Origin of the sequence: Flavobacterium collinsii (genome assembly GCF_946903285.1) — a bacterium.
GTDB lineage: Bacteria > Bacteroidota > Bacteroidia > Flavobacteriales > Flavobacteriaceae > Flavobacterium > Flavobacterium collinsii.
Map to the genome: position 1 here is coordinate 5,280,044 of NZ_OX336425.1, position 16,832 is coordinate 5,296,875.

The 16,832-nt window shown below is 37.2% G+C and carries 13 protein-coding genes; 10 read left to right on the top strand and 3 right to left on the bottom strand.

Annotation, left to right across the window (positions count from 1 at the left end; translation table 11 throughout):
* Window positions 1-18 precede the first annotated feature (18 nt).
* The 7 genes from OGZ34_RS21090 to OGZ34_RS21120 all read left to right on the top strand — a co-directional run bounded on the left by OGZ34_RS21090 (window position 19) and on the right by OGZ34_RS21120 (window position 11,121).
* Window positions 19-4,062: a hybrid sensor histidine kinase/response regulator transcription factor gene (locus OGZ34_RS21090; protein WP_263361636.1), complete on the top strand. Its 4,044-nt coding sequence runs from the start codon at window positions 19-21 to the stop codon at window positions 4,060-4,062.
* A gap of 259 nt (window positions 4,063-4,321) precedes the next feature.
* Window positions 4,322-5,452, top strand: a complete 1,131-nt coding sequence (locus OGZ34_RS21095) for a DUF4861 domain-containing protein (protein WP_263361637.1) — start codon at window positions 4,322-4,324, stop codon at window positions 5,450-5,452.
* A gap of 222 nt (window positions 5,453-5,674) precedes the next feature.
* On the top strand, window positions 5,675-6,469 hold the full coding sequence (locus tag OGZ34_RS21100) for a gluconate 5-dehydrogenase (RefSeq protein WP_263361638.1): 795 nt from the start codon (window positions 5,675-5,677) through the stop codon (window positions 6,467-6,469).
* Window positions 6,470-6,520: 51 nt separating this feature from the next.
* Window positions 6,521-8,449, top strand: coding sequence for a glucosamine-6-phosphate deaminase (gene nagB / locus OGZ34_RS21105; protein WP_263361639.1), 1,929 nt, complete (start codon window positions 6,521-6,523; stop codon window positions 8,447-8,449).
* Window positions 8,450-8,952: 503 nt separating this feature from the next.
* Window positions 8,953-9,831 (top strand): helix-turn-helix domain-containing protein, encoded by an 879-nt coding sequence (locus tag OGZ34_RS21110; RefSeq protein ID WP_173966448.1) that lies wholly within the window; start codon window positions 8,953-8,955, stop codon window positions 9,829-9,831.
* A 71-nt stretch (window positions 9,832-9,902) separates the two neighbouring features.
* Window positions 9,903-10,730 carry a Rossmann-fold NAD(P)-binding domain-containing protein gene (locus OGZ34_RS21115; RefSeq protein WP_263361640.1) on the top strand — a complete coding sequence of 276 codons (828 nt, stop codon included), beginning with the start codon at window positions 9,903-9,905 and terminating at the stop codon, window positions 10,728-10,730.
* Between the two features lie 10 nt (window positions 10,731-10,740).
* Window positions 10,741-11,121: a DUF5367 domain-containing protein gene (locus tag OGZ34_RS21120; protein ID WP_263361641.1), complete on the top strand. Its 381-nt coding sequence runs from the start codon at window positions 10,741-10,743 to the stop codon at window positions 11,119-11,121.
* Window positions 11,122-11,449: 328 nt separating this feature from the next.
* Here the strand turns inward: OGZ34_RS21120 and OGZ34_RS21125 are convergent, their stop codons facing one another.
* Genes OGZ34_RS21125 through OGZ34_RS21135 form a run of 3 tightly spaced genes read right to left on the bottom strand, consistent with a single transcriptional unit; the run spans window position 11,450 to window position 13,571 of the window.
* The gene (locus tag OGZ34_RS21125) at window positions 11,450-12,721 is read right to left on the bottom strand and encodes an MFS transporter (protein ID WP_263361642.1); all 1,272 of its coding nucleotides are present in this window, start codon (window positions 12,719-12,721) and stop codon (window positions 11,450-11,452) included.
* Window positions 12,722-12,740: 19 nt separating this feature from the next.
* The gene (locus OGZ34_RS21130) at window positions 12,741-12,968 is read right to left on the bottom strand and encodes a hypothetical protein (protein WP_263361643.1); all 228 of its coding nucleotides are present in this window, start codon (window positions 12,966-12,968) and stop codon (window positions 12,741-12,743) included.
* A gap of 6 nt (window positions 12,969-12,974) precedes the next feature.
* Window positions 12,975-13,571, bottom strand: a complete 597-nt coding sequence (locus tag OGZ34_RS21135) for a TetR/AcrR family transcriptional regulator (protein WP_173966443.1) — start codon at window positions 13,569-13,571, stop codon at window positions 12,975-12,977.
* Window positions 13,572-14,188: 617 nt separating this feature from the next.
* Here OGZ34_RS21135 and OGZ34_RS21140 point away from each other — a divergent pair.
* From OGZ34_RS21140 to OGZ34_RS21150, 3 genes are read left to right on the top strand one after another with little or no spacing between them, the layout of a single operon-like run.
* Window positions 14,189-14,362: a hypothetical protein gene (locus OGZ34_RS21140; RefSeq protein WP_263361644.1), complete on the top strand. Its 174-nt coding sequence runs from the start codon at window positions 14,189-14,191 to the stop codon at window positions 14,360-14,362.
* 12 nt (window positions 14,363-14,374) lie between these two features.
* On the top strand, window positions 14,375-15,427 hold the full coding sequence (locus tag OGZ34_RS21145) for a hypothetical protein (protein ID WP_263361645.1): 1,053 nt from the start codon (window positions 14,375-14,377) through the stop codon (window positions 15,425-15,427).
* Window positions 15,418-16,449, top strand: a complete 1,032-nt coding sequence (locus OGZ34_RS21150) for a hypothetical protein (protein WP_263361646.1) — start codon at window positions 15,418-15,420, stop codon at window positions 16,447-16,449. Before OGZ34_RS21145 ends, OGZ34_RS21150 begins: the two co-directional genes overlap by 10 nt.
* The last annotated feature ends 383 nt before the right edge of the window (window positions 16,450-16,832 follow it).

Sequence of the window (16,832 nt, forward strand, 5' to 3'; positions counted from 1 at the left end):
ATTAAAATTGAAACTTTCATGAAGAAAACGATTGCCATAGCTGTGCTTTTCTATTTTATACTTTTTGCCGCTAAAAGTCAGGCTCAGGTACAGGATCGATACTTCCGTACGATTTCGGTTGATAAAGGCCTCTCACAAAGTTCTGTTTTTGCCATAGCACAGGATACGCTGGGTTTTATCTGGATTGGTACTCAGGACGGATTAAATCGTTATGACAGTAAAGGTTTTAAAGTTTATCGTCCTTTAAAAAATGCTAAAAATAGTTTACAGTCCTATTTCATCCGAAGTTTGTTTACCGATCATAAAGGGCAATTATGGATAGGCGGCAATCAGGGTTTAAGTGTTTATAATTATGATACAGACAACTTTACAAATTACCCATTCCCAAAAAGTTTAGGTGAATGGTATATTTCATCTATTACAGAAGACAGCGAACATCGCATTTGGGCTTCCTCAATTACAGGAGAAATTTTTGTTCTTTCGCCAAAAGATGGAAAAATTACAACTATTAAATTCAAAGCCTCTTCCCACGAAATAAAAGAGATTGCTTATATCGGTTTTTGGCAGGAGCAGCTCATTTTAGGTACAGATGTGGGCCTTTTTCAATTAAATCCCAAAACACATGAGCTAAAAAAACTGAATTTAGGATTTAACAAACCTTACGTCAATAGTGTTTTTATAGATGGTAAGAACTTATGGGTTGCAACAGAAGGTTACGGAGTGATTTTGTATAAGGGTCAAAACCGGCAGACTTCTACTCTTCTGCACAGCTCATCATCAAACAGTATAGCGGATAATAACATTCGTTGCGTGGGCAAAGATACAGAAGGCAATATTTGGTTTGGTACTTTTAGAGGTCTTTCCATTTACAATCCAGCTGCAAACTCTTTTAAAAATTATTACCATCAAATTTCACAACCGTACACAATAGCACAAAATTCGGTGCGCTGTTTTTTGAAGGACAAGCAAAACGGAATCTGGCTCGGAACCTACTATGGCGGTATCAATTACTATCATAAAAATGATATAAAATTTAATATTTTAAGCCAAAACTCTGCAAAACCATCCTTAAACGATGAGGTTATTGGAGTAATCAAACAAGATTCTAAAGGAAATTTCTGGATAGGCACTAATGACAAAGGAATAAACTTATGGAACAAAAATGCCAACACCATTAGCTATTTTTCGAATAGCGAAAACAACCCAAACAGTTTAAGTTCGAACAATATCAAAGCCATTGCTTTTGATGATAGTGGCAATGTACTTATTGGCACCCATAACGGAGGAATGAATTATCTTAATCCAAAATCGGGAACAGCACAGCGATTTCTACATGATGAAAAAAATCCTAACAGTATTGCAGGAAATTTAGTCTACGCACTGCTTAAAGATTCTAAAGGCCGAATTTGGGTCGGCACAAGAACCGGTTTAGATCAGTTTCATCCCGAAACAAAAACTTTTACTCACATTCATCTGGACAAAGCGGGAAAGCGTTTAACATCAGACGCCATTACTTTTCTGTTTGAAGACAGTAAAAACCGAATCTGGATTGGAACTACTAACGGCGTGACACTCTTTTATCCGGACACCAATTTATTTGGCGCTATTGGCCACGGAAAATTAAGCGATGACATTGTCAACTGTATCACCGAAGATCCCAAACGCAGGATCTGGGTTGGTACCCGCGAAGGATTGCGTTTGTATGATGAAACTCAGGAATCTTTCAAAACCATTAAAGCCCGAAAAGATTTCGTTAAAGAAACCATTTACGGTATTATTCCGGACGATGAAGGAAGTTTATGGATTTCAACCAACAACGGATTAATCAAATTTAATCCGGACAATGGTTTCGTACAGACTTTTGACGAAAGTGACGGCTTACAAAACAAGCAGTTCAACGATTATGCCTTTTGCAAAGCCAAAGACGGTATGCTGCTTTTTGGCGGAATTAAGGGGCTCACCTATTTCTATCCGGCCATGGTAAAACAGCAGGCACTTCCGTTAAAATTAAGTTTTACCGCTTTAGAAGTATTAAATAAAACCGTTGCTGCCGGTGATGATACCGACATACTCGAAGAACATATTGACCAGAGCAACGAATTAGAAATTGGCCCTGAATACAAACAATTCAGTATCTTTTTTAATACGTTTAATTACATTTCTTCTAATCGAACTTATTATTACTATAAGTTGGAAGGAATCGATAAAGACTGGCAGCGAACTGACGAATTAAAAGTAAGCTATAGCAACCTGCCCGCAGGAAAATACAATTTCCAAATCAAAGCCATTGGACCCAACGGAGAAATGAGTGCGGTTCGAAACTTAAAAATCGCCATTCTTCCGCCCTGGTACAAAACCATCTGGTTTTCACTGTTGTTACTAACCATCATTGGTACTGCGGCTTATATTGGTTTTAAAATTATAAAAGAAAGAATAAAAGCCGTGCAGCAATTAAAACTGGAACGAATCGATAAAGAACGCGTAAACTACATCAATCAGGTAAAAATGGATTTCTTTACCAATGTTTCTCATGAATTAAGAACACCCTTAACCTTGATTTTAGCGCCTCTGGAAGAACTTTTAAAAATGCCGTTTGCCGATAAGATTTCCAAAAAGAAACATGAATTAATGTTTATCAATGCCAAAAGACTCTATAATTTGGTCGATCAGCTTTTTGAGTTTAGAAAAACCGAAATGGGTACCCGACAATTAAAAGTAGGCAAAGGCAATATAGTGAGCTTCACACAAGAGATTTTTGAATCGTTTAAACCGCTTTCCGAGAAAAACAGCATTCATTATACGTATCATTCCGAAGAACCGCAATTGTCGTTTTATTTTGATAAAGATGCAATGGAGAAAATCCTGTTCAATCTTTTATCCAATGCCTTTAAATATACTAAGACAGGACAAAGTATTGCGGTAACGTTATCGAAGAAAAATGATACGGTACAAATAAAAGTCACTGACACGGGGGTCGGAATTAGTGCGGAAGATTTATCGAAGGTTTTCGACCGTTTCTATCAGGTAAACAACCGCGAAATGAATTTGGGTTCCGGTGTTGGTTTGGCCTTTACCAAACGCCTGGTCGAATTGCATCATGGTGAAATTACAGCCGAAAGTAAAATGCAGGAAGGAAGCAGTTTTACCGTAACCATTCCGATTTCAGATGCCACCTACAAAAACGATCAGCACGTTGAAGAGTCCGCTTATGACTTGTCTATACTGTCGGATAATGACCTTGAAAATGAAGATGCTTTACTGCCTGAAGAAAATGAGATAATCGAAAGTAATCAGCCCATTAAACTTCTAATTGTAGACGACAACAAGGAAATTTTAGATTATTTACACGACTATTTTAGTAAAATATACGACGTTACCGTGGCCTACAACGGGCAAATGGCGCTGGAACTTCTGGAACTTCAGCCTTTTGACCTGATCATCAGTGATGTCATGATGCCCGAGCTGGATGGTCTTCATTTTTGCAAACGCGTCAAACAAAACATCAATACATCGCACATTCCATTGATGCTTTTAACAGCAAGAACCGAAACCAGCCAACAACTAAAAGGGCTCGAGATGGGTGCTGACGATTATATTACAAAACCCTTTTCGACACCTTTACTGGCAGCGAAAATCACCAATCTGTTGCGCTCCCGCAAAAGACTAAAAGAATATTACTCTGTTGGAAAAGAAATGGTTCCTGAAAATATTGCTTTTAATACGCTCGACGAGGAATTCTTAAAACAGGCCATTCGTATTGTCGAAGACCATTTAGCGAACTCTGAGTTTTCGGTGGATCAGTTTAGTAAAGAAATCGGAATGAGCCGATCGAATCTATATTTAAAACTAAAAGCCATTACCGGAGAATCTGCTATGGATTTTATCAAACGAATCCGATTCAAAAAAGCTGTTGAGCTGATGCAGAGCAAACGCTACACCATTGCACAAATTACATACATGTGTGGCTTCAACTCCCCTTCTTATTTTTCTACCGCCTTTAAACAGCACTATGGCTGTATGCCGAGCGAGTATTTAGCCAAAATCGATCCTACACCAGAATAATTACAACAACACAAACGACTTTACCATGCCAAACGAAAAAAACAATCCCGCTAAAACCTGATCGCATTGCGTTAGATATCAACTAAAATAAGGCCTTAAAAAAGCCTCAGCTCATTCCCGAATTTCAGTTTTGAAAATCATAATCCTGTCCAGATGAAACATTCATTCTGGAACAGGAAGGCCCAAACTATGCCTTAATGGAACTGTTTTCTCAAGAAAAGCCAACCCAGAACAATGTTTAAAAATTAAAATACCCTTTATGAAAATAATGAAACGCCTCCTTGTACTGACTTTCGTTTTGCCTGTTACTATAATCGCACAAACAAAAGCAACGGCAATCCTTCACAATAGTTCAGCCTTAGATCGCAAAGAAACAGTTATAGCCATCCCCTGGAAATCGGTACTTTCCTCCTATCCGCAAATAGACACTGCCAATTTTGTCGTATTGAATACTCTCTCCAAAAAACAAATTCCGTATCAGTTAGAACATCACGGCAAAACTGCTATTCAAAATTTATTGGTACAAGTTGATCTAAAAGCAAAATCATCTCTGAATCTTTCCATTCAAAAAGGAAAACCGGAACCTTTTGCTGTCAAAACCTATGCACGTTATGTTCCGGAACGTCTGGATGATTTTGCCTGGGAAAACGATAAAATTGCTTTCCGTGCCTACGGAAAGGCCCTTGAAAAAACTGAAGGCGATGCGTACGGTTATGATGTATGGGTGAAACGAACCGATAAATTAGTCCTAAACGATCGTTACAAACGCAACGACTATCACATTGACCATGGTGACGGATTAGACTATTATCACGTTGGGCACACTTTAGGAGCAGGAAATATGGCACCTTATGTAAAAGATACCATCCGATATTCGGGCAATTACCACCAATGGAAAATATTGGATAAAGGGCCTTTACGCACTACATTTCAGCTAACCTTTGATGCTTGGAATGCAGGCGGCATAAAAGTTAAAGCCACAAAAATCATTTCTATAGATGCCGGTTCACAACTCAACCGAATTGAGAATATTTATACGTTTGATGATAAAAATCCACTACCTGTCGTTGTCGGGATTATAAGACGGGAAAAAGCAGGTGTTCTTTCTTTAAACGAACAGCAAGGCGTAATGGGATATTGGGAACCTTCTTTTGACAAAGAAGGTACCACCGGAGTTGGTTCCATCTTAACAACTCCGGCAAATGCAATGTGGGTAAACAAAGAACAATTACTCACCCAAACCACTGTAAGAAATAATGAACCTCTTGTCTACTACACAGGAGCTGCCTGGGACAAGGCCGGGAAAATCACTTCGGCCAAACAATGGTTCAATTACCTCGACCATTTTAATGAAGAGCTAAAAAATCCTTTAACGATCAGTGTAAAATAGCAGTAAAACAACTTTGTGTTTATTTTTTTAACACATAAAAATATAGTTTACATGACGTATCAAAAACGTTTCACTCGAAATAAAACACAAAGAACTATGAAAAAGAAATGAGTTTCTCTCTAGTATTCTTTTAGTTCCAAAAAAACTATGTTTCTATGTGTTTAAATGAACATACAAGACGAAAACAAATTAAAATTACTAATAACCAAAAACAAACAAAAAATGTCAATTAACTTATTTGATTTAACGGGAAAAACAGCACTCATTACAGGAGGAGTTCATGGTTTAGGAATGGCAATGGCCAAAGGACTTGGACATGCAGGAGCAAAAATTGTTGTAAACGACCATTCCTCACAAGAAGCTGTTGATAATGCAATTGCTGAATACAAATCAGAAGGAATTGAGGCCTTTGGCTACCTGTTTGATGTAACAGACGAAGCGGCCGTAATTGCAGCCATCAGTAAAATTGAGGCCGAAGTGGGTCCGATCGATATTTTAATCAATAATGCCGGAATTATCAAAAGAACTCCAATCATAGAAATGGAAGTTGCAGACTTTGAAGCAGTAATAAAAGTAGATCTCACCGGACCTTTTATTGTATCTAAAAATGTAGCAAAAGGAATGATTGCCCGTGGAGGAGGAAAAATCATCAACATGTGTTCGATGATGAGCGAACTGGGAAGAGACTCTGTAAGTGCCTACGCTTCTGCCAAAGGCGGACTAAAAATGTTAACCAAAAATATGGCTACCGAATGGGCAAAATTCAACATTCAGACTAACGGAATTGGCCCAGGCTATTTTGCCACAAGCCAGACAGCACCTATCAGAGTAAACGGACATCCGTTTAATGAATTTATTATGGGAAGAACTCCTGCAGGTCGTTGGGGAGATCCTGACGATTTACAAGGAGCTGCGATCTTTTTAAGTTCAAAAGCAAGTGATTTTGTAAACGGTCATATTGTCTATGTTGACGGTGGAATACTAGCGACAATAGGAAAACCTTCTAACGAAGAATAGTTATCTAAACCTTTTGAATACCATATTCTAAAAGGGCAAAAATAAATTAAAATGATAAAAAGCACCATAGATAAAGCAACGGGCTTCGAGAAACGATTTGAAAATATCAATACGGTTGTTTTCGAAAATTCAACCGAAGCTTCTAAAGCAGTAGCACAGCAAATCGCAGCGCTAATTCAATCGAAACAAAAAAGCAACGAATCCTGTGTATTAGGTTTAGCCACAGGTTCTTCTCCAAAAGGATTGTACGCTGAACTGGTTCGTTTGCACAAAGAAGAAGGTTTAAGTTTTAAAAACGTAATTACTTTCAATCTGGACGAATACTATCCAATGGAACCGGATTCCATCAACAGTTACGTTCGATTTATGAAAGAGTTGCTGTTGGATCAGGTGGATATTTTACCTGAAAACTACCATATACCTGACGGAACATTATCCAAAGAAGAAATCGCGGATTACTGCTACAATTACGAATCCAAAATCGAAGCTTTGGGAGGCATCGATCTGCAAATTCTCGGAATTGGCGGAAACGGTCATATTGGATTTAATGAATCCGGATCGTTACAAAACTCCAAAACACGTCTGGTAGCACTGGATCACATTACGAGAGTGGCGGCCAGCGGAGATTTTTCGGGTCTAAGCAACACGCCAAGAACGGCCATTACACTTGGAGTCAAAAAAATTATGGAAGCCAAACAGGTCATTTTAATGGCCTGGGGCGAAGGGAAATCCAACATCATTAAAAAATCGGTTGAAGAAGAAGTGACCAATCAAATTCCGGCCTCCTTTTTACAGGAACACAACAATGCCGTTTTTGTTCTGGACAAGGAAGCTTCCTCAAAACTAACCCGCATCAACAGACCCTGGCTGGTTGAAAAAATCGTCTGGACCGATAAATTAATCCGAAAAGCAGTTTTAGGATTGGCACTGGATTTAAAGAAACCAATTTTGATGCTTACCGATGCCGACTATATCGAGAACGGAATGAGCGACTTACTGGCCGATTCAGGTCCGGCATACGACATTAACATTAAGATATTCAACAAACTTCAAAATACAATTACAGGCTGGCCGGGAGGTAAACCAAATGCTGACGATACTCATCGCCCGGAAAGAGCAGAACCAGCCAGAAAAAAAGTTTTGATTTTTAGTCCGCATCCCGATGATGACATTATCAGTATGGGTGGAACTTTTATGCGCCTTCAGCAGCAAGGACACGAAGTACATGTTGCCTATCAAACCTCAGGTAACATTGCCGTTGCTGATGATGAAGCCCTTAGATTTGCACGATTTGTTTGCGATTACAATGACAAGTTCGGAATAAAAAATACCGAAGCCGAAGACATCTACAAAAAGGCCTTAAACTTTTTAAAAAATAAAAAGGCAAGTGAAATAGATATTCCTGAAGTTCGATATTTAAAAGGCCTAATCCGAAAAGGAGAAGCACGCGCCACCAGCCATTTTGTAGGCTTGCCGGACGAACAGATTCATTTTATGGAACTTCCCTTTTACGAAACCGGAACGATTGAAAAAAAACCTTTAGGCAAGGAAGATATTCAACTGACTATAGATTTAATTGAAAAAATCAAACCACACCAAATCTATGCCGCAGGAGATTTAGCCGATCCGCACGGAACGCATAAAGTATGTCTGGACGCGATCTTTGAAGCTGTAAAAGCACTGAAACCAAAACCTTTTATGAAGGATTGCTGGGTCTGGCTGTATCGTGGGGCATGGCAGGAATGGGGAATCGATGAGGTCGAAATGGCGGTACCCATGAGCCCTGATCAGGTGCTCGAAAAACGTCACGGAATCTTCAAACATCAGTCTCAAAAAGACGGTGTTGTTTTTCAGGGAACCGATGCCCGAGAATTTTGGCAAAGAGCCGAAGACCGAAACAGCGAAACAGCTCAATTGTACAATCAATTAGGTTTGTCGCGTTATGCCGCAATGGAAGCTTTTGTGCGCTGGAAATTTTAGCTTACTAATTCAATAATACCTTTGTTTTGTTCATAAGTTGGTCGATTGCAAGATCACCGGCTTAAAAAGGAGCCTCCTCAAATTATTTTTTGGGGAGGTTTTTTTGTTTTGAAATTCACGCAATACTTATACAATCAAAGCAAAAAAGAATGTATAGATTGGGATTTTTAACATGCGCCATTCCTACGGAATTCAAATACTCCAACAAATTTATTATTGGATGGATTAAAATCCATCCCTACAATATTGGTCGAGCCAATGGCTCTTTCCAATAGTTACGAAGGAACACCCATATTCTAGCAACGAATTTTAATCCGTTGAAAATAAAAACAAACACAACATCAAAATTCCATAAAGTTCCAGAGGAACGACTCATACTGTAGCAACGGATTTTAATCCGTTGAAAATAAAAACGCCACAACATTTGAATTCCGTAGGAATGGCACATATTAAAAATAATTGGTAACTTTCCAGCCCATTTTGAGTCAAACCATTAAAAACCAATGACAACAGATATTATAGAATTAAATGATTTTATTGTTTTAATCGAACAATCCAACACCTCCAAACCTTTCGTACAACAATGCGAAATCGACGGAGATGCAGTTGGTTTTGCCTTTTATGGTTCCGGCAATGTCGAACTGGAAATCAAACATAACAATCAGACTAAATATCTGACCAATACTACCGGCTTGGCCATTTGTTTTTTTGGCAATCAAAAGGTCGAGTTCTCTCATAAAATAGAACCTGACAAACCACTACAGTCCATTAGCATCTTCACCAAACCAAAACATTTAAATTCTTTGCCTCAGGCTGAGAAAGAAATTTTCGAAAACTATCTTCCGGAATTATTAGATCCGCAAGAACATTTTGTTCAAGGACCTTCTTTTTATATGACTTTGGAAATGCAATTGGCTGTTCAGAAAATTTTCAACACAACATATACCGGCAATACAAGATTGTTGTTTTTAAAAAGTCAGGTCAATGAGCTTCTGGCCCATTTCTATGCGCTTCTGGCAACAGGGACCAAAGTTGACCTATCGGAAATTGATAAAAACAAGCTTTTTAAGGCAAAAGAAATTGTAACCAATAGCTATTCGAAACCGCCATCGATCACACAATTGTCACAAATGGTAGGTTTAAACAGCAATAAATTAAAAAAGAATTTTAAAGAGCTTTTTGGAATCCCTGTCTTCAAATTTGTTCAGGAAGAAAGACTGCACAAAGCTTACGAATTACTTCGTGACAACGAAAAAACAGTTCAGGAATCGGCCTGGGAAGTGGGTTACGACAGTCTGAGTTCTTTCTCGAATGCCTTTCATAAAAAATTTGGTATGCGTCCAAATGAAGTTCGCCAACAATTCTTTTCAAACAAATCATAATTCTTTTAGGACAAATGATTCCGTTTTAATCTAAACAACTTTGTATCAGTAATCATTTTAAAAAAACTGATATGAAAAATACGAAAATTTTAGTCCTGGGATCTAATGGAAAAACGGGACGCAGAGTAGTCGAAAGATTAGACCAAATAGAAAATGTCGAAGTCCGTCTGGGTTCCCGAAATGAGGAATTTCCGTTCGACTGGGAAAAACCGGAAACCTGGGAGACTGTTCTTCAGGATATCGATACGGTTTATATTACTTTTCAACCTGACTTAGCCATTCCTTCGGCAGTAAATACTATTCAGAATTTTACGCGTCTTGCTACAAAATCAGGTATTCAAAAAATGGTTTTACTTTCCGGAAGAGGTGAAAAAGAAGCGCAGCTCTGCGAGGACATCGTGAAGTCTACAGCTAAAAACTGGACCATTGTTCGTGCCAGCTGGTTCAATCAAAACTTTAGTGAAAGTTTTTTTCTGGATCCCATATTAGCCGGAATTGTTGCCTTACCAAGAGCCGAAGCATTGGAACCTTTCACCGATGCCGACGATATTGCCGACGTTGTTACCGCTGCTCTTTTAGAAGACAAACACAACGGAAAAACGTACGAACTGACTGGTCCCAGATTACTAACTTTCAAGCAAGCCGTAAACGAAATCGCCGATGCCAGCGGCCGAAATATTACTTTTCAGGGATTATCTTTAGAAGAATATATTCAGCTATTACAGGAATATCAGGTTCCGGAAGATCATATTTGGCTGATCAACTATCTTTTTGAACAGGTTTTGGATGGTCGAAATTCCAGTATTACATCGGATATAGAAAATATTTTAGGCAGAAAAGCAAAGGATTTTTCTGTTTACGCAAAAGAAACAGCCAAGACTGCAATCTGGAACTCCTAAAACCAAGATTATGAAATATAGCAGAGGAATACTTTCGGGTTTTATAGTTTGGTTGTGCGTTAGCATTTCTTTTTATCTTTTAGATAATATTCTCCTTCTGAAAGATTATTTTCTAATACAAGCCGCAATCGTTATGGTACTTATCGTTTTTTATGCCATCGTTGGCGCAAAATTCTATTATCAGAAAAAATACAACATCGACGGTTTTGCACTTGGAGTATTAATGTCGGGAACAGCATTGTTTTTGGACGTTTTGATAACCGTTCCTTTTGTTGAAATTCCCGAAGGACGAAGTTATGAGAGCTTTTTCACCAGTCCAATTTTATGGGCGTTGGCTACTATAAATGTTTTTTCGGTATATATCTATTGGAAGAGAAAAATTAAACCTTAATCATCGACTCTCAGTTTAGTAGTACAACAAAGAACAGATCCTATTGTTTTAAATACTTCCTTTTATTCGACGCGGATAAAACGGGTTTACTTCGTAAAAACGCGAATGAAAACGGATTCTTTCCTCATTTAAAAGATTTTTAATTTTAAAATCCGTTTTTATCAGTGTTTTCGCGATAGCGAATCCGTTAAATCGGCGTTGAATTAAGATTCAGAATTTTTATTGATCAAGCTGAAACTACTTTTCGATTATAATTCAATCTAAAATGCTTATACAAAAAAAGCTTGTCTTCAACAGACAAGCTTTCTCATGATTAAAAGGTAAAATATTAAATTTCTACTTTTTCTGCAGTAGTGGTAAGATCAGCTGTATCTTTTGACTGCACCAGCTTATTTACTCTCCATATCAAAAATATTGTAAAAAGTGTAATCACCGCAATTACATATCCTAAAATATCATAGTTTTCCAGGGGAGCTGTTTTTGTTTTCTGATGCACAATAAATCCGGCACAAACCGCTGAGATTCCTCCTGCAATTTGCTGCATTGAAGAAGTTATAGACATATAAGCTCCACGATCTTTCATTTCCGGAATAGCCGTATTTAAAGTTGTTGCAGGAATCATACGGCTCATAATTCCCATAAACATAATCATAGTAAGTACTACAATTTGCCACAATGGTATAGGAGTAAGATTCGTATAAATGATGATCATAATAATCGAAAGTACTGATCCTGCTGTAAACAACCAGAACTTATTTACTTTATCACTTAATTTTCCAACAATAGGCATTATAAACAGTACAGAAAGTCCGGTTAAGAAAAATACCATTGGTAAATCCAACTGACTAATACCTAGATTGTTTACTAAAAAAGCACTTCCAAATGGCTGTAGCATAAAACCGCCAACCGAAAGTAATGCAATAGCCGTGAAACCAAGTTGATAACTCTTATTGCTTAAGGTATGCCAAAGATGTAAAAACGGACTTTTATCTGATTGTAATTCTAAATGTTTCGTTATTGCGGGCATTTGTGTGATAATCGCCAGCAAAATAATTAGGCCTAAAACTGCAATCATCAGGAAAGAAGAATGCCAGCCCCAATGATTTGCACAATACAGTCCAAGTGGCACTCCTAAAATCTGACTTGCGGCATAAGCCATTTGAATAACCCCCATAACGCGTCCTCTTTGATGAATTATAAATAAATCGGTTACAATTGCCAAAGAAACAGAGCCTATGACGCCACCAAAAAGTCCGGTAACGATTCTTGCTAAAAGAAGCATCGTGTAGCTTGTAGAAAGAGCACAGAAAATGGTACCGATAATAAATCCTGTATAAAAGAAAATCAGCAGTTTTTTACGATCAAATTTATCAGCAAAACCTGCTGCCAGCAATCCCGAAATTCCGGCACTAAAAGCATATGCCGAAACAGTAAAACCGAAATTTGATGTTGTCATATCAAGCGTTTTCATTAAAATATCACCAAGTGGTGAAATAACTATAAAATCAAGTATAACGGTAAACTGCAAAAGTGCCAGTATCGCAATAATGATTTTTTGGTTTGTAGAGAAAGCCGTGCTTTCTATCGTGTTTTTTTTCATTCTTTATTAATGTATAAGTTTAGTCTAACTCCTGACATTCATGGCCAAATTCTGTGACCATACTGATAATTGTTTCGGGATGTAGTGTATTCGAAACCACTCTGAGTACACAATCAACATCTTCGCAGTCAATGCTCCATTGTTGAATGTCTGAATGATTATTGAGTTTTTGACGAACAGGACAATTTGGGTCCTGATCCCCAATGTTTGTTTTAAAAATATGTATTGTATTTAAATTTGTTTCCATAATTTTTCATGGTTTTAGTCCTTTTACAGTGACCTGAAAGGCTTCTTTCATAATTTCCTTGGTAAGTTTAAAGGGTTTTCCTCCCATGCTTTTACCTTCAGTATGTAAATTTAATAAGGTATACAAAGGCCCGTAGGCAACACACCAAAAAGCCTCAAATGTCATCGGAATCAGCTCGTTATTGCGTAAGCCATTATCAATAAACATTTTCATAATCCTTCTAAAATCTGCAAACTCCTGAATAGAATCCAGAATGATTTCTGAATGAGGTGAATGTTTGACAATTTCAAAAAATGCAACTTCCTTGGGATATTTCATGGTAAAGTTGGCGCGGTTTTCCCACTGTTTCCATAAACCTTCCTCAAATGACATTTCAGGCGAAAAGTTTTTCACGGTGCTGGTAAAAAACTTTAGCGCAATAATGGCACCTATTTTTTGAATCAAATCATCTTTGTCTTTGTAATAAATGTAGAGTGTACCAACAGAAATAGAACAGGCCTTCGCTAGCTTGTTCATACTAAAACCCTGAAATCCTTCCTGGACAATCTGGTCAATTGCCATTTCGATTACCAATTTTTCCTTGTCAACATCTCTTACTCTCATACTGAATATTTTGTTGCAAATATAAAACAATAAATGAATGAACATTCTTTTATTTATGTTTTTTGATAAAAAAAAGAAACGGATTCATAAACCTATTCGAATATCCTCTTTAAAAATCAATCCTATTGGGATTCGACCAGTTATCGGTCCCCGAACTAGAGCGTTTTAAAACATCTTAGCTAGTAGTCAATTTTATCCGGAGAAGGAAATAAGAACTTCTTGATAGCCATCACAAACTCTCTATTTTTCTACACAAAACCTAAAGGCTTTTACACTAATTTAAAAGTCTTTAGGTAAATTCATTCTTATCTTCGTTTCTGACAAAAACTCGGGAAAAGCATCTATTTAAAACTGTAAAACGAACATTTCGTTTGAGCGGATTATTTTTTTATTGAGTATATTAGCCCATTTTTTAGATTGTGTTATCCTGAGATAGCTCCAAAATATGAATCAGACAACCAGTTATTACATAAACGATACCAGTTGTTACAAAGTACAAATGAGATAAAACATGTTTTTTTAATTTTGCCCGAAAATTGCCCAAAACGGTACTTTAAAAAAACTATTAAATAACAATAAATTTTTATATATAAACCCCATTTTTACCTACTAATCCTATGAGAAAAACCATTTCTTATTTTTTACCTTTTGCCATTTTCGCGGGTGTACTTTTCGGATGCAGCGATGATGATTCAAAAGGTGACAATTACAAAGCCAATTATTTGCCGGCCATTGATGCAAGTACTTTACCAAAAGAAAACCGACCAATGACGATGTTTGAAGACAATTAAAGTTCTTCAAAAATGTATGACAACAAAGACCGCTGGTTCCGTGTTAATCAGCCCATGCAAATTATTCAAAAAGGGAAAGATTCTATACAAATTTCTCTTTACTCTCCTGTTGGACTTACAGATGTAAAAGTTTATGCAAAGTTAGCCAACTACGACAAGCGATTTTTACTTTTCGAATTCACAAAAGTTCCCGCTTTTCACCGTTCTGCGCATCAAATTCCTTTAGTAGACGGAACCCATGACTATCAATTAGAAAATGGAAAAGCCGTTACCATTGATAAAATTGATGGTTTCTCTTCCGGAGCAATCGAATTTTCGGTAGAATCAACGGATCCCTTATTTGCTAAATTCAAAAAAATCAAATCAAATCGATTAGTACAATTCAGCACACAGTATCACCTTAATAATCCTGCTGATGATCCTGAAAAGTTTTTACCGATGAATCCAGTTTTAGCCAAAGAAGCGGTAACCATGATTATTAACTACTCCTACGCTCTGAGTCATCCTATCTACTATGATACTTTCATGAATTTTGACCTCTACAAAAAAGAACAAGCAGCAACAGCGGGGACTGCCATAAACGGTGCCCTAAACTGGCATGGAAATGCTGATGATGTCGATGGTGTTTACGATTATCTAACCAAAGCCCAAATCGAACAAGCCTATAACACCTATATTGATAGCCGAACCTTAAACATGGCCATGGTTGGCGGAGGTGCTGCCTGGGGCGGAGGTGCTTTAGCTTCACAATATGAAGGTGGTTATATCGTTGGCCACTGGAAAGGAGACATGTCTCTTTGGTCACACGAATATTCGCACCATAGTGGTTACAGTCATAGTAGTAATTTAGCCAATAGTGGCGAGGGAGGCGGTCAACAGGAAATGTTTGCTCAATTCTATAGATATTTAATACACCTGAATGATCTTCCTTTTACAGATCCTGATGTATTAAAAGGATATACGAAAAAAGAATATCTAAGAGGAACTTATTCTAAACCTGTATTTAAAGTTGACCAAAAAAACCCATTTTTAGTAAAATATAAAGAAGACGGAAAATGGAAATAACCTACAAAACTATCATGAACAAAATACCTTTTTTATTAGTATTACTTTGCCTTTTTGCCGGTTGCAGCGACGATTCTTCAAACGGTAAAGAAGCAACAAAATATGATTATTACTATCCAACTGAAGAAGCTTCCATTACGGCAGCTCAGATTGGAGCCGGAACTGGAACTTTTGATCCTAAAGGAATAACCGTTGCCAACAATAAACTATATGTTTGTAATGGTGATGTCCTTGAAGTTTTTGATGCCACATCAATGGCTTACATCAAAACCATCACCGCTTACACAAAAGGAGCAACTACAATTCCGTTTACGAAACTTTCATCTGTTTGTGTAGATAGCGGACGTCTATATATAGGAAGTGTTGATTCAAGACTTTTTGTAATGGATGAAGTTACAAACGCCGGAATAAGCACGGTAGGAAACGGTCAGTGGTGGCAAACTTTTGTTCACGTGTTTGGAGTTGTGGTAAAAGACGGATTAGTATTCGTAAAAGAAAAAGAAACCTCGATTAAAGTTTTCGAAACCTCTCAGATTACCGCAAGCAGCGATTGGAATTTAAAACCTATTGCTAAATTAAACACCTTAAACGGTTTTGATCAAATCTATTCTATGGATGTAGATGCCGGAAATTTAGTAGTAGCAGGAAGAGACACTAAAAGTTATTTGTATTACAATATTGCAGGCATCAAATCTAATTCGGCAAGTTCGCTGACAGAGCCTCTAAAACCCGTAATAGCTGCTTTTACTCCTAAACCTATCGCCATTAACTTTACAAAAGACTGGGCAATAACTTCTGAAAATGTTGGAAGTACAAATTACTTACGTCTTTATCCAAAACCAGAATTTATAGACCGTATTTATACTCCAAGAGTAAATGCTTCTGATGTTATGGGGCAAAATCCTTTTGGAAGTATTGTAAGTGTTGCACAACTTAATGATCGTTTATTTTTGTCTGACAATACCAACAAAAAGATCAGAGTGCTGAAACTTAATAAAGCTACAATTGCAGAACAGCAATAATTGTTATTGCTTTTAAAATATTTGAAACCTCTAAACTTAAAACTTTAGAGGTTTTTTTTTGAAACGCGATATATTGTTTAGATTGCTTCCTCCTATTCTCCCATCATACTCATCAATAGATTTTCACCATCATTATATACGTTATTAATTCTGGTGATCTTTGCATAAACCTTTGCGTTCTTAGCGGTTATAAAACAGCACAAGAATCATTCAGATCTGTTTCACGAAAACGTTGGTACATATAGATTCTCTTAAAAGAATATCATAAGGACACAAACTGATCTTTAGCAAATAAAAAAATCTGCGTTGATCTGTGTTTTCGCATAGCGAATCCTTATGATCCATGTGCCTACTTTCTCGAATTCAAATTCCAAATTCTTCTA